This is a genomic window from Actinoplanes sp. CA-015351 (assembly GCF_050955685.1).
Lineage (GTDB): Bacteria > Actinomycetota > Actinomycetes > Mycobacteriales > Micromonosporaceae > Actinoplanes.
The window spans coordinates 1,715,741-1,729,760 of the sequence record NZ_CP192102.1; the positions used below are offsets into that span (position 1 = coordinate 1,715,741).

Sequence of the window (14,020 nt, forward strand, 5' to 3'; positions counted from 1 at the left end):
CGTGGCGATTTGCGGTTCACCGGCGACCCGTTCGTCGTTCTGCCTGTCGTGCCTGTCGTGCCTGTCGTGCCTGTCGGCATCACTGGCCGATCTTGGAGACGGGTGGTGCCTGGAGGCCCACCGTGCTCCATACATCGGTTACCGGCTCGCCTCGCCGTGACGGTGGGTGCTGTGGCCAGCAGGGCCGGCTGGGGCGGGGCGTTGGGGCGTACCGAAAAGGGGTGGGGTGATGGGGAACATCGCGACACGCCCGGGATGTGACCGTCCGGGATGTGGACATCGGACGATGATGGGGTTATGGCGGACGACCGTACTCAAAAGGCCCGCCCGTCGCTGAGCCGGCAGCTGATGCCCGCGGTGCACGGGCTGCTGGCTCGACCCCTCTCGTCCTATTACCTGCTGATCGCGAGTTCCGGCCTGCTGCTGCTGATCGGGCTCACCATGGTGTTCTCGGCGACCAGCGTGAAGGCGTACGCCGCGAGCGGGAACGCGTTCGCGGACATCTCCAGCCAGGCCGTCTACGCGCTGCTCGGGCTCGTCGGGTTCTGGGTGTGCCAGCGGCTGCCCGCGCAGACCCTGCGGACGCTCGGCAAATACATCATGGGCGTCGCCATCGTTCTGCTGGTGATCCTCGCGGTGCTGCACGCCCTGGCGTCGGCGAAGATCGGCAAGGGCTCGATCGGCCCGATCAAGGCCGAGCTGAACTGGCTGTACTTCGGGCCGGTCAGCCTGCAGCCGGGTGAACTCGCGAAGGTCGGCATGGTGCTCTGGGGTGCCGACGTGATCGCCCGCAAGGGGCCGAAACTGGGGCACTGGCGTGAGCTGGCGATGCCGCTCTTCCCGGTGATCGGCCTGCTGTTCGTGCTCGTCGGTTACAACGACCTCGGCACCATGCTGGTGCTGCTCTCGCTGATCGTCGGCCTGCTCTGGGCGGCGGGCGTACGAATGAGGTTCTTCGCCGCGCTCGGTGTGCTCGGCCTCGCCGGTGTCGGTCTGCTGATCGCCGCGGCCTCGCGGGGCGCCGGTTCCGGCACCACGGGGCAGCCCAACTATCGCCTGGAGCGGCTCACCAGCTTCCTCACGCCGCTGGACAAGTGCGACCCGAACGGCACCTGTTACCAGATCATCCAGGGCCGCTCGGCGATCTTCGAGGGCGGCTGGTTCGGCGTCGGTCTGGGCAAGGGCGCGCTCAAGTGGGGCTGGGTGCCGGAGGCCGACAACGACTTCATCTTCGCGATCGTCGCCGAGGAGCTGGGCGTGGTCGGCTGTGCCGTGGTGCTGGCGTTGCTGTCCGTGCTGGCGTACACCGGGTTCCGGATCGCGCGGCGGTCCAGCGACCCGTTCCGGCGGCTCGCGGCGTCCGCGATCACCACCTGGCTGGTCGCCCAGGCCGTGATCAACATGGGCGGGGTGGTCGGGCTGCTGCCCATCACCGGCCTTCCGCTACCGTTCATCTCCGCAGGTGGAACCGCCCTGGTGGTCACTCTGGCGGCGATCGGCATGCTGGCGTCGTTCGCCCGGGCGGAACCCGACGCGGCGCGAGCGCTGAACGCGCGTCCGACCCCGAGATGGGTACGACTAGTGTGGGCCCCGCTGCCGCCGCTGCCCCCGCCGCGGCGCACGGGTTCGGCGCGTCCGCCGGCCCAGAAAAAGCCTGTCGGTGTGGGGGACGGAAGGAGACGGTGAGATGAGCTCGCTGCGGTCGGTCGTGCTTGCCGGCGGAGGCACCGGAGGGCACATCTATCCGCTGCTCGCCTTCGCCGATGCTCTGCGGCGTCATTTCCCGCACATCCGGATCACCACGCTGGGCAGCCCGAAGGGCATGGAGAACACGCTCATCCCGGCGGCCGGTTACGACCTGCGCTCGATCCCCGCGTTTCAGCTTCCCCGATCGCTGAACCTGGACCTGCTGCGCACGCCGGACCGGATGTACAAGTCCGCGCACGCGGCCGGCGAGGTCATCGACGAGGTGCAGGCCGAAGTGGTCGTCGGGTTCGGCGGTTACGTGTCGGTGCCGGCGTACCTGGCGGCCTGGCGGCGCGAGCTGCCGATCGTGATCCACGAGGTGAACGTGCCGCCCGGCGTGGCGAACCGGATGGGCATGAAGTTCACCAAGCGGATCGCGGTGGGCTTCCCGCACCAGCTGGAGCAGGCCGAGTCGCTGCGTAACGCCCGGCTGGTCGGCGTACCGCTGCGTACCGGCATCACGCACATGGACCGGCCGGCGCTGCGCCCGCAGGCTCTGTACCACTTCGGGCTGCGCCCGGACCTGCCGGTGCTCTTCGTCTCCGGCGGCTCCTCCGGCGCGCGTACCGTCAACCTCGCGGTCGCCGCGGCCGCCAAGCGGCTCGCGCACGCCGGCATCCAGGTGCTGCACGTGCAGGGCGGCCGCAACGACCCGTTCGAGGTGCCGAACGACCTGCCCGTCCCGTACGTGGTGGTGCCGTACCTCTCCGAGATGGAACTCGGTTATGCCGCCGCGGACCTGATGCTCTGCCGGGGCGGGGCGATCACGGTGGCCGAGACGACGGCGCTCGGCATGCCGGCCGTCTACGTGCCGTACCCGTTCAGCAACCAGGAGCAGCGCCGCAACGCGCTGCCGGTGGTGGAGTCGGGTGGCGGCCTGCTCGTGGACAACAGCGAGCTGACCCCGGACTGGATCGAACGCAACATCATCCCGCTGGCCCGGGACCGGCAGCGGCTCGCCGGAATGGGCGCGGCCGCGGCCCGGTACGGACGCCGGGACGGCGACGAGGCGCTGCTGCGCTACGTCCTCGAAGCGGTGAGCTGAGGCTGAGTCGTGCATTTCTCTGAAGGAGTGAACCTGTGAACACGGCGGAGCTGAAGCCAGCCGGTGAGTTGACCGCCGAGGACCTGGGCAGCGTGCACCTGATCGGGATCGGCGGGGTCGGCATGGCCGGCCTGGCCCGCCTGCTGCTGACCCGCGGCGTGCCGGTCTCCGGCAGTGAGCTGCGCGAGTGGCCGGCCCTGGCGGCTCTGCGGGCTCTCGGCGGCACCGTGCACATGTCGCACGTGGCGTCGAACCTGGACGGTGTGGACACGGTCGTCTACTCGACCGCGATCCCGCAGGACCACATCGAGCTGGCCGAGGCGCGCCGCCGCGGTCTGCGGGTGCTGCACCGCTCCGAGGCCCTCGCGACGGCCATGACGAACCGGCAGAGCATCGCGATCGCCGGCACCCACGGCAAGACCACCACCACCTCGATCATGACGGTGATCCTGCAGCACGCTGGGCACGACCCGTCCTTTGTGATCGGTGGCGAGATCTCCGCGGCCGGCGCGGCCGGCCACCACGGCAGCGGGCCGCATTTCGTGGTCGAGGCGGACGAGAGCGACAAGTCGTTCCTGATCTACCGGCCGCACGTCGCGATCATCACGAACATCGAGGGTGACCACCTCAACAACTGGGGCGACCTCGAATCGCTGAAAGCCGGTTTCCTCCAGTTCGGCTCGCTCGCCGACGGGTTCGTGGTGACCTGTGCGGACGGCCCGGGCACCGAGGAGCTGATCACCGAGTTGCGAGCGGCCGGCAAGACCGTCTACACGTACGGCGAGGCCGAGGGCGCCGATCTGCGGATCAGCGAGATCGTCTCGTCGACCAGCGGCGTGCGGTACCAGGCCGAGCTGGACGGCAAGCCGCTCGGCGAGCTGAAACTGGCGCTGCCGGGCAAGCACATGGGCCTGAACAGCGCGGCCACCGTGCTGACCGCCCTGAAGCTGGGCCTGCCGCTGGACAAGGTGACCGAGGCCCTGGAGTCGTTCCCGGGTGTGCGCCGCCGGTTCGAGCGCAAGGGCGTCGCCGCGGGCGTGCGGGTCTACGACGAGTACGCGTACCACCCGACGTCGGTGAAGGCGGCTCTGCGGACGCTGCGCGAGGTGGCCGGGGACGGCCGGCTGCTCGTGGTCTTCCAGCCGTACCGGGTGTACCGCACCCGCGACCTTCAGGCCGAGCTGGCCGAGGGCCTCGCGGTCGCCGACGAGGTGATCTGCATGGAGGTCTTCGGCCCGGGGGAGACCCGCGGGCCGGGCGAGGGCGGCCGGGCGCTGACCGCGGCGATCGACCTCGCGGACGACCGCAAGGTCTTCGTGCCGGACTGGGACGACGTGCCGGCCGAGGTGGTCCGCCGCAGCCGTCCCGGCGACGTGGTGGTGACGATGGGCGCGCCGCCGATCTCGTTGATGGGTGACGAGCTGCTGGCCGCGCTCGCCGAGGCGGACCAGCAGCCGGACCTGGCGGGGTAGACAGTGGCGGGCGGGGGCACACGCAACTGGCGGCTGGTACGCGCGGACACCGACGCCGTGCCGTCCTCGGCACGCCGCTTCATGGCCCGGGCACGTCAGCGCAAGCTGCGGGCCGCGATGCCGTGGCTGGTCGCCGCCGGTGTGCTCCTGGTCGTCGGCGGCCTGGTCTGGCTGGTCTACGGCACCTCGGTGCTGGGTGTGCGCGAGGTCGACGTGGTCGGCACCGAGTTGCTCACCCCGGAACAGATCCGCACGGCCGCCGCGATCGAGCCGGACCGCCCGCTGGCCAGGGTCGACCTTGGTGCGGCAAGCGCCCGGGTACGCGGCCTGCCGGCGGTGGACCGGGTGCTGATCAGCCGCAGCTGGCCGTCGACTGTGGTGATCGAGGTGGTCGAGCGGGTGGCGGTGGCCGCCGTGCCGGCCAAACAGGGCTTCATCCTGATCGACGACGAGGGTGTGCCGTTCCGGGCCGTGGCGGAGCAGCCGGCCGGGCTGCCGCTGGCCCGCCTGTTGACGCCGGGGCCGCTGGACACCAACACCGCTTCGGCGCTGACCGTGCTGGGCGCTCTGAGTGACGAACTTCGCAAACAACTTGTCGCGGTGGCCGTCCCCTCGCCGGTGCAGATCCGGTTGGAGTTGCGGAAGGGTCGTGTCGTCATCTGGGGTGACGACACGAAAAGCATCGAGAAGAGCAAAGTGGCGACCGAACTGCTCGGCCAGAAGGGCGAGGAGATCGACGTCAGCGCTCCGACGGTCGTGACGATCAGGTAGGAAACCGGTTAACCGGACAAGCCCGCAGAAACGGAATAATACGTCTAAGGTTACGGGTGAGTCGGATACTCGCCACGTAAGCGGACGCGACACGCCGTCCGGGGTCTTTGGTCGCAGCGAGATGTTTGCTTACGTTGCGTCGAGAGGTTTGAGTAGTTGACATAACTCTAGACCTCTAGTAGAGGGTGAGGGTTTCCTCGCCCTCCCTTGTACGGCAGCGAATGTTGAAGTGCGGTTCTTGGGCCGCAGGGGCCGTCGACATTCGACCACCCTGGAAGGGAAGGCTGGACACCGATGACACCACCACACAACTACCTTGCGGTCATCAAGGTCGTCGGTATCGGCGGCGGCGGCGTCAACGCCGTGAACCGCATGATCGAGGTTGGGCTGAAAGGCGTCGAGTTCATCGCGATCAACACCGACGCCCAGGCGTTGCTGATGAGCGATGCCGACGTGAAGCTCGACGTCGGCCGCGAGCTGACCCGGGGCCTCGGCGCCGGCGCACAGCCCGAGGTCGGCAAGAACGCCGCCGAGGACCACCGGGACGAGATCGAAGAGGTGCTCAAGGGCGCCGACATGGTCTTCGTCACCTGTGGCGAGGGCGGCGGAACGGGCACGGGCGGCGCGCCCGTGGTCGCGAACATCGCGCGCAAGCTCGGCGCTCTCACCATCGGCGTGGTCACCCGCCCGTTCTCGTTCGAGGGCAAGCGGCGCCAGGTCCAGGCCGAGGCCGGCATCGACGAGTTGCGCAACCAGTGCGACACGCTCATCGTCATCCCCAACGACCGGCTGCTCGCGCTCGGCGACCGCGGCATCTCCATGATGGACGCGTTCCGTCAGGCCGACCAGGTTCTGCTCTCCGGTGTTCAGGGCATCACCGACCTGATCACCACGCCTGGTCTGATCAACCTGGACTTCGCGGACGTGAAGAGCGTCATGAGCAACGCGGGAAGCGCGCTCATGGGCATCGGCAGCGCGCGCGGCGACAACCGCGCGGTCGAGGCGGCCGAGCGTGCGATCTCCAGCCCGCTGCTGGAGCAGAGCATGGACGGTGCGCGGGGTGTGCTGCTCTCCATCGCCGGTGGCTCGGACCTCGGTCTGTTCGAGATCAACGACGCGGCGCAGCTGGTCACCGACGCGGCCCACCCGGACGCGAACATCATCTTCGGTGCGGTCATCGACGACGCTCTCGGCGACGAGGTGCGTGTCACGGTGATCGCGGCGGGCTTCGACGGGGGCACGCCCTCGTACAAGCCGGCCGAGCCGGTGCGCAAGGTCGTTCCGCAGCCCAGCTCGCCGCCGGTCAGCACGCCGGCGCCGGTGGCTCCGGTGCAGAACACGACCCCTCCGCCGCGCCGGGTGCTGTTCGACGATGTGGACGTGCCGGACTTCCTCAAGAACGGTTCCTGATCACTGTCGATGGCTCGTGATGATGAAGGGCGGCGGGCCGAGCTCGCCGCCAACCTTCAGCAAGTGCTGGACCGGATCGCGCGCGCCTGTGAGGCGGCCGGTCGTCCGGCGGGCAGCGTCACCCTTACCGCGGTGACCAAGACCTACCCGGCGAGCGACGTTCTGTTGCTCGCCGGGCTCGGCGTCACCGACGTCGGGGAGAACAAGGATCAGGAAGCGGCTGCCAAGGCAGCCGAGGCGCGGGCAGCGGGGGTACGCCTGCGCTGGCACTTCGTCGGCCAGCTGCAGCGCAACAAGGTCAAATCCGTTGCCGGGTACGCCGATGTGGTCGAGTCGGTCGGTTCGGAGCGCCTGGCCGAGGCGCTGGGCCGGGCGGCGCAGGCCCGCGAGGTTCCGCTCGACATTCTGATCCAAATCAGTCTCGACGGAGATCCATCACGTGGCGGCGTGGTTGAAGATGATCTTTGGCGGGTATCCGACACGGTGACCTCATCGGACGGTCTCCGGCTCGCGGGCGTGATGGCGGTGGCGCCACTGGGCTGGGATCCGGACCGTGCGTTCGAGCGTCTGGCCGTACTGGCTGGACAGATGGGTGAACGGTATCCGGGCGCCACGACGGTCTCCGCGGGCATGAGCGGCGATCTCGAGGCGGCCGTCCGGCACGGGGCGACACACGTACGGATCGGTACATCTTTACTCGGGATGCGAAACTCGCTGCGGTAGCCTTGCGCCGGGCAGCAAACTACACAGGTGTTGTTTTACGCGACGCGCCACCAGCACGGCGGCCGACGCGTCCGACGACGCAGCGTCGCAGCGGGTCGTGGGTCCGAATCGGACCCGTGTGTTCGGCTCGCACAAGGGGGGACGCGGCACGCCGAGGGGGCGCGGGCCGCACAGCGGACACGGAGGTGGGGGCATGGACGCTCGGCAGGGAGGGGCGGCATGAGCGCATTGCGTAAGGCAGGCGTTTGGCTCGGCCTCGTCGAGGAGGACGACGACCGCGGATACGACGACCGCGGCTACCGCGAGACCTCGTACCGTGACCGCGACCGTGACCGCGACCGGGGTCGTGAGCGCGACCGGGATCGCGAGCGTTACTCCAGCGACCGGTACGCCGACGAATTCGCCGAGGAAGACGAAGAAGACGAGCGCGCCGTTCCGCGTGCGCGTTCCGAGCGCACCCGGCTCGACCGGGTGTCCGCGGCCCGTGCCGACCTCGAGCGGGAAGAGAGCGAGCGCCTCGATCGGGCGAGCGTGCGCTCCATCACCCGTCCGCAGCCGGCGTCGGACCAGGGCAACGCGCTCAGTTACTCGACCCGGGAGAACCTCGCGCTGAAGCCGCAGCCGCAGGTCCAGCCCCAGGTCCAGCCGCGTCCGGTGGAGGAGGAGCAGCGTTACCAGATCACCACGCTGCACCCCACCACGTACCGGGAGGCGCGCACGATCGGCGAGCACTTCCGCGACGGTGTTCCGGTCATCATCAATCTCACCGAGATGGATGAATCCGACGCTCGTCGCCTCGTTGACTTCGCCGCCGGGCTGGCTTTTGGTCTTCGCGGTACGATCGAGCGCGTGACCAACCGGGTTTTCCTGCTCTCACCGGCGAATGTCCAGGTCACCGCAGAGGACAAGGCCAAGATCGCTGAGGGCGGCTTCTTCACTCAGAGTTGACCCGAACGAGGGATCCGCCGAACGTGCTGTCGATCGTGTTCCAGACTCTCTATATCTTGCTGTACCTCTTCTTCATGGTGCTGCTGGCCAGATTCGTGCTGGGTGCGGTACTCCAGTACGGACGCCGATGGCAGCCCAGCCGGGGTGCGTCCGCCGGACTCGAATCGGTGTGGAGCGTCACGGATCCACCTCTCAAGGCGTTGAGGCGTGTGATCCCACCGCTGCGCATTGGTAACGTGAGTTTGGACCTGGCTTCCATCGTGCTGCTGGTTATCCTGTTCGTGCTCATGAACTTCGTGCTGGTTCCACTGATCAACACATACAGCTAGCAGCAGCCCCAACCGCGGCCGCGACTGACCCGAGGAGTTTCGATGCCGCTGACCCCGGCCGACGTGCACAACGTCGCCTTCAAGAAGCCCCCGATCGGCAAGCGGGGGTATGACGAGGAGGAGGTCGACGCCTTCCTTGACGAGGTGGAGCGCGAGCTCGCCCGTCTGATCGAGGAGAACAACGAGCTGCGCGCCCAGGTGGAGCGCGGCGGCCGGGGTGGCGCACCAGTGGCCCCGGGTGCCGATCCCCGCATGGCAGCCGAGCTCAACGACCTGAAAGCCCAGCTCGACCGTGTGCAGCGGGACAAGTCGGCAGCCGAGCAGGCCGCCCGGCAGATGCAGGCTGAGCTTGAGCAGGTTCGCGCCCAGGGCCCCGGCCCGGGTGCCGCCCAGACCGCCGCCGACGGCGAGCAGCAGGCGCTGCGCGTCCTGATGATGGCCCAGCGGACCGCCGACGACCACGTGTCGGACGCTCGCCGCGAGGCCGACAAGCTCCTCTCCGACGCCCGTTCCAAGGCGGAGGAGGTCACCCGCGAGGCGCGGGCCAAGGCCGACGCCCTCGAGCGGGACGCGCGTCAGCGGCACCAGGAGGCCATGGGCGGCCTGGACGCCAAGCGGACCGCGCTGCAGAAGCACATCGAGGAGCTGAAGCAGTTCGAGCGGGAGTACCGCACCCGCCTGAAGGCGTACCTGGAGAGCCAGCTGCGTGACCTGGACGGTCGTGGTCAAGGCCTTGAGGCCGAGCTGACCAGGGCCGACGCGGGCCGCGCCGTTGGTGGATCGGGCGGTCTCGCCGCAGCCGGCCTCGCCGGCTCGTACGGCGGCGGCCGGACCAACTCCATCGAATCGGGTCGCTGACCGGACACCCTCCCGGTACCGCGATCGAGAACCGAACCGCGACGAGGATGAGCCATGATCGTTGCTAGTCTCCTGCTCATCCCCGTCGCGGTGTTGTTTCTCGCGCTCGGGCTGATCAACGGCTCGAGCAATCTGCTCATAGCCTCGATCGTCGTCAGCCTGCTCGTCGCGGCTGCCCTTGTTCTCGGGTTGCGCCAGACGGCCGCCCGCCGCGCCGCGGAGCAGGACAACTGGGAACGCCCAGGTCCGATGCCCGAGACCCCGGTCCGGAACCAGCCCGGCCCCGCTGAGTACGCCGACCCTGCCGAGTACCCGGATCCCGGCCCCCAGTACTCGGAGTCCGCCGATTACGCGGATTCCGCGCAGTACTCGGAGTCGGCGGGGTATTCCGAGGCCGCGCAGTATGCCGAGCCCGCGCCATATTCCGAGGCCGCGCCATATTCCGAGTCCGCGCAGTACTCCGAGTCCGCGCGGTACGCCGGTGACGAGGATCCGTACCCCGAAAATTCTGCCTCGGCCGGGCCGGTGTTCGCAGCCGAATCAGGCTTCGCCGATCAGGCCGGCGCGGCCACCCCGCAGGCGAGCGCCGCGGAACCCTTCGACGACTCCCCGGAAATCGCCCGCGCGGCCGGCGAACGGGACGCGGCGGGTCATCTCACGGGTGAATCCGGCGGCGTTCCGTCCAGTGCCGCAGACTACGCGGATTCCGACTCCAGGTCTGATTTCGGCCCCACACCCGGGTTCGCCGACGAGCCGGCCGCGGCCGATTACGACCGTGCCGCCTCGACGATCGGCGCGGCACGGGCGAGCGACGCCGACGCGCCGCCCTGGCGCCGTCCGGGCGACGAGCGCCGCCCGGAAGACGAGCGCCGCCCGGAAGGCGAGCGCCACGCGGCCGGGATGGCCGATCTCGTGGACGAGACCGACGACGAGTTCGACGAGCCGGATGACGACGACCCGGACGACGAGCCGCTGCCGCAGTCGGTGCGGCCGGCCGACGCGGTCCTGGTGGCCCGCCTGGACGCCGAGGTGCTCGTGGTCGACGGCCGCCCCCGATATCACATGGCGGACTGCCCGCACCTTGTCGGCAGGCTCACCGAGCCGCTGCCGGTGAACGAGGCGGTCGAGCTCGGCTTCAGCCCGTGCGGCCTGTGCAGGCCGGTCGACCGGCTGGTCGCCGCCGTCTCCCAGCGATGACCCCGGTCCGGCGATCAAAGCCGGTCGCGCGATGAGACCCGGATCGGTCGCGGTCCGGGTACGCCCCGGCGCAGGGCGCAACCGGGTCGGTGGCCGTTACGACGGACCGCACGGCCCCGCTGTGATCGTCGCGGTCAGCGCCCCGGCGGTGGACGGCCGGGCCACCGAGGCCGTCCGTAAGGCCCTCGCCGAGGCGCTGGGACTGCGCCCGGCGGCGGTCGAACTGCGGCTCGGCGCCACCAGCCGGGACAAGGTGTTCACGGTCACGGCACCGGTGGGCGAGTGGGAACACCGACTCACGGCGCTACTTCAATGACTGTTGGTAATCGGTGAGTCACGTGGGGTGTATCGTCGGTAACTCGACGGCCCGCTGGCTCGTTTCAGCCGGTTTGTCGGGACCGAGGGGGATGGTGGGGTTGTCGGGCCACTTCACCTTCCGTATCCTTGCCAACCTCAACGCGTGCGCGGCTGTTTCCTGCCGCGCCGTTTGTGCAGGTGGGGGAAGATCTACGGCCGGGGACCCCACCGGACTCACGGGGTGAACAGACCAAGGGACGAGGAGTCCCGCAGACCGCGGATCGCCGCGCCGGGCGCGGCCGAGGGAGCGACGATGGCCAAGGCAACCGAAGTCCGGTCCGGTTCGTCCGCTGCGGAGCGCAGCCGCAGCGAGGCGGAGACCGAGGAGATCCGGCACGCTCTGGTCGCGCGGCTCACCGAGCTGCAGGCCGAGTACGATCAGTCGCTCAGCGAGATCACCGAGCTGCAGCGCGAGCGGGTCGCCGACTCGGCCGGGGACGACCAGGCCGACGCGGGCACCAAGACGTTCGAGCGGGAGCAGGAGATCACGCTGGCCAACAACCTGCTCGAGCGGATCACACAGGTGGAACGCGCCATCGATCGGCTCGGAGCGGGCAACTACGGTTGGTGTGAGCGGTGCGGTAACCAGATCCCGGTCGAACGACTGGCGGCGTTCCCGTCCGCGACTCTGTGTATCCCGTGCAAGCAGTTGGAGGAACGACGCTGAACGCCGACGAGCCGGTGACCGCGAAACCGCGGTTCGCCCCCCGCGCCGTGGCCGTCCTGGGCGCGACCGCGGTGATCGCCGTGGCGCTCGACCAGTGGGTCAAGCACCTCTCCACGGAAAATCTGGACCCCGGTGAGCCGGTCCGGATCCTCGGTGGCCTGGTTTATCTGTCGCTGCTGCGCAACAGCGGAGCCGCGTTCAGTTTCGGCAGTTCGTTCACCTGGGTCTTCCCGCTGATCACCATCGTCGTGGTCGGCTGGATCAGCTGGATGGCGCTGCGCCTGCGGTCGGTGCCGTGGGCGATCGCGCTCGGCCTGGTGCTCGGCGGCGCGCTCGGCAACCTGGGTGACCGGCTGTTCCGGGCGCCCAGCTTCCTGCACGGCCATGTGGTCGACATGATCAGCGTCTTCGGTCCGTACGGTGAGTACTTCGCCGTCTTCAACATCGCCGACAGCTGCCTCAGCGTCGGTGTGGTGCTCGCGGTCCTGCTGGAGCTGACCGGCCGGCAGCGTGACGGCAGCCGGCTCGTCGCCAAGAAAAAGAAGGCCGAGGAGCCAGCATGACAGGTCAGCGATCTCTTCCCGTCCCGGACGGGCTCCATGGCATGCGCCTGGACCAGGCCGTCTCCCGCCTCTTCGGGCTTTCCCGGACGGCCGCGGCCGACCTGGTCGAGTCCGGTGACGCGCTGGTGGACGGTGTCGCCCGGCTCAAGTCGGAGAAGGTGACGGCCGGCGCCTGGCTCGAGGTCACCCTGCCCGCGCCGGTGGCCGCGCCGACGATCGTCGCCGCGCCGGTGCACGGCATGAAAATCATCTACAGCGACGACGACATCGTCGTGGTGGACAAGCCGGTCGGTGTCGCGGCCCACCCGAGTCCCGGGTGGACCGGGCCGACCGTGATCGGCGGGCTGGCCGCGATGGGCCAGAACGTGGCGACCAGCGGCGCTGCCGAGCGGCAGGGCGTGGTGCACCGCCTCGACGTCGGCACCACCGGCCTCATGGTGGTGGCCAAGAGCGAGGTCGCGTACACCGAGCTGAAGCGGGCGTTCAAGGAGCGCGAGGTGGAGAAGCGGTACCACGCCGTGGTCCAGGGTCACCTGGATCCGCTGCGCGGCACCATCGACGCCCCGATCGACAGGCACCCGACCGCCGACTGGAAGTTCGCGGTGATGTCCGACGGCAAGCCCAGCGTGACGCATTACGACACGCTTGAGGCGTTCCGGTCGGCGAGCCTGGTGGACGTGAGGCTGGAGACCGGGCGTACCCACCAGATCCGGGTGCACTTCTCGGCGCTGCGGCACCCGTGCGTCGGTGACACGGCGTACGGCGCGGATCCCACGCTGGCCGCCCGGCTGAAATTGGACCGTCAGTGGTTGCACGCCCGCGAACTGGCTTTTGTTCACCCCCGGACGCACGATGAGGTCCGCTTCGTCAGCGACTACCCTGACGACCTGAAATACGCGCTCGACGTCCTGGAGGACGCCAGCAGCTAGCCGAAGAAGTCGGGAGTGAAACGTGGGCCCCGCGCCTGGTCTGCGGGCGGTCCTCGTCAGGTTCGGGGGCGGCTCACTCCGGTCATTGATCATGACCGGAGTCGCGCTGGCGGCTATCACGGCACTGGTCTCGGCACTGATCTGGGCCGACCACGAGCTGCCGGCCGGCGAGTCGGCCGGCGAGGTGGTCCGGGTCGGTGTGGTGGAGGGCCAGTCCGTCGGTGGTTACTCCGACGCCGCGAAGCACGAGGTGGAGACGCTCGGCACCGCCGGCGACACCTGGGCGCTCGTCACCCTCCGGTCGTACGCGTCACCGAGCAGCCTCCCGGCTCTGCTGGCCGGCGCGGCCGTGGCCCAGGTCTACACGCGGGTGCCGCTTCCGGACGCGCGTACCCAGGTGACCCGGATCCCGGTCTATCAGCTGCCCGCCGACGTGATCGACGGGATGCTCACCGCCGCGGTGGCCCGCGACCAGGAGGAGGCCGAGTACCTCCGGCTGAGCGAGGCGCTGAGCGGCGACGGGCGCAACGAGCGCCGGTTGCGGGCCGCCTATCAGAGCGCCGCCCGCACGGCGGCTCAGGAGGCGGCCGCGTACCGGGCCGGGTGTGACTGTGTCTTCGCGGTCGTGGTGCGTGCCGCGCCGGACGTGCTGAGCGGGCTGGCCGCGACGCCGCTGGTCCGGGTGGTCGACCCGGCGCCGGAGGTGCGCCAGCTGGACAAGGCGGAGTTCCGGCCGCCGCTGCCCGAGGAGACGGACACCGTCTCGGAACAGCCGTCGGCGCCGGCCGTGCCATCCCTTGAAGCAGGCGTTGCCTCGGCCACACCTACGCCTATACCGTCGTCGATCGAGGCCGCTGTGACATCCGCCTCACCCGAAAGTTCGACTACCGCCGCACCGCCGTCCGTATTCCCCTCCGAGGTTCCGCTTGCCGTACCCTCGGCGGCGGACGCGAGTCCTGTTCGCGACGGGTACAGCACACCCTCCGAGGTGTCCGGCCGTTAGGT

15 protein-coding genes are annotated in these 14,020 nt (G+C 69.5%); all 15 read left to right on the plus strand.

Annotated elements, in window-relative coordinates; all coding sequences use genetic code 11:
• Positions 1-297 precede the first annotated feature (297 nt).
• The 15 genes from ACQP2E_RS07880 to ACQP2E_RS07950 all read left to right on the plus strand — a co-directional run bounded on the left by ACQP2E_RS07880 (position 298) and on the right by ACQP2E_RS07950 (position 14,018).
• The gene (locus tag ACQP2E_RS07880; protein ID WP_433829338.1) at positions 298-1,686 is read left to right on the plus strand and encodes an FtsW/RodA/SpoVE family cell cycle protein; all 1,389 of its coding nucleotides are present in this window, start codon (positions 298-300) and stop codon (positions 1,684-1,686) included.
• A gap of 1 nt (position 1,687) precedes the next feature.
• Positions 1,688-2,791 carry an undecaprenyldiphospho-muramoylpentapeptide beta-N-acetylglucosaminyltransferase gene (gene murG / locus ACQP2E_RS07885; protein WP_433829340.1) on the plus strand — a complete coding sequence of 368 codons (1,104 nt, stop codon included), beginning with the start codon at positions 1,688-1,690 and terminating at the stop codon, positions 2,789-2,791.
• A 35-nt stretch (positions 2,792-2,826) separates the two neighbouring features.
• Positions 2,827-4,263 (plus strand): UDP-N-acetylmuramate--L-alanine ligase, encoded by a 1,437-nt coding sequence (gene murC, locus ACQP2E_RS07890; protein WP_433829342.1) that lies wholly within the window; start codon positions 2,827-2,829, stop codon positions 4,261-4,263.
• A gap of 3 nt (positions 4,264-4,266) precedes the next feature.
• Positions 4,267-5,034 (plus strand): cell division protein FtsQ/DivIB, encoded by a 768-nt coding sequence (locus ACQP2E_RS07895; RefSeq protein ID WP_433829344.1) that lies wholly within the window; start codon positions 4,267-4,269, stop codon positions 5,032-5,034.
• Positions 5,035-5,328: 294 nt separating this feature from the next.
• Positions 5,329-6,444, plus strand: a complete 1,116-nt coding sequence (gene ftsZ / locus ACQP2E_RS07900) for a cell division protein FtsZ (RefSeq protein ID WP_111648759.1) — start codon at positions 5,329-5,331, stop codon at positions 6,442-6,444.
• Between the two features lie 9 nt (positions 6,445-6,453).
• Entirely contained in the window at positions 6,454-7,167 is a 714-nt protein-coding gene (locus ACQP2E_RS07905) for a YggS family pyridoxal phosphate-dependent enzyme (protein WP_433829347.1), read from the plus strand.
• Positions 7,168-7,386: 219 nt separating this feature from the next.
• Positions 7,387-8,115 carry a cell division protein SepF gene (locus ACQP2E_RS07910; protein WP_433829349.1) on the plus strand — a complete coding sequence of 243 codons (729 nt, stop codon included), beginning with the start codon at positions 7,387-7,389 and terminating at the stop codon, positions 8,113-8,115.
• Positions 8,116-8,138: 23 nt separating this feature from the next.
• On the plus strand, positions 8,139-8,444 hold the full coding sequence (locus ACQP2E_RS07915) for a YggT family protein (protein WP_111648756.1): 306 nt from the start codon (positions 8,139-8,141) through the stop codon (positions 8,442-8,444).
• Between the two features lie 42 nt (positions 8,445-8,486).
• A complete protein-coding gene (locus ACQP2E_RS07920; RefSeq protein ID WP_433829351.1) occupies positions 8,487-9,302 on the plus strand; it encodes a DivIVA domain-containing protein in 816 nt (271 codons plus the stop codon).
• A gap of 54 nt (positions 9,303-9,356) precedes the next feature.
• Positions 9,357-10,499: a hypothetical protein gene (locus tag ACQP2E_RS07925; protein WP_433829353.1), complete on the plus strand. Its 1,143-nt coding sequence runs from the start codon at positions 9,357-9,359 to the stop codon at positions 10,497-10,499.
• Between the two features lie 31 nt (positions 10,500-10,530).
• A complete protein-coding gene (locus tag ACQP2E_RS07930) occupies positions 10,531-10,815 on the plus strand; it encodes a DUF167 domain-containing protein (RefSeq protein ID WP_433829355.1) in 285 nt (94 codons plus the stop codon).
• Positions 10,816-11,109: 294 nt separating this feature from the next.
• Positions 11,110-11,523 carry a TraR/DksA family transcriptional regulator gene (locus ACQP2E_RS07935; protein WP_433829357.1) on the plus strand — a complete coding sequence of 138 codons (414 nt, stop codon included), beginning with the start codon at positions 11,110-11,112 and terminating at the stop codon, positions 11,521-11,523.
• A complete protein-coding gene (gene lspA / locus ACQP2E_RS07940; protein WP_433829360.1) occupies positions 11,496-12,086 on the plus strand; it encodes a signal peptidase II in 591 nt (196 codons plus the stop codon). The genes ACQP2E_RS07935 and lspA overlap by 28 nt, the downstream gene beginning before the upstream one ends.
• Positions 12,083-13,015: an RluA family pseudouridine synthase gene (locus tag ACQP2E_RS07945; protein ID WP_433829362.1), complete on the plus strand. Its 933-nt coding sequence runs from the start codon at positions 12,083-12,085 to the stop codon at positions 13,013-13,015. The genes lspA and ACQP2E_RS07945 overlap by 4 nt, the downstream gene beginning before the upstream one ends.
• 91 nt (positions 13,016-13,106) lie before the next feature.
• Complete coding sequence (locus ACQP2E_RS07950; RefSeq protein ID WP_433829364.1) at positions 13,107-14,018, plus strand: hypothetical protein; 912 nt, start codon at positions 13,107-13,109, stop codon at positions 14,016-14,018.
• Positions 14,019-14,020: the final 2 nt, after the last annotated feature.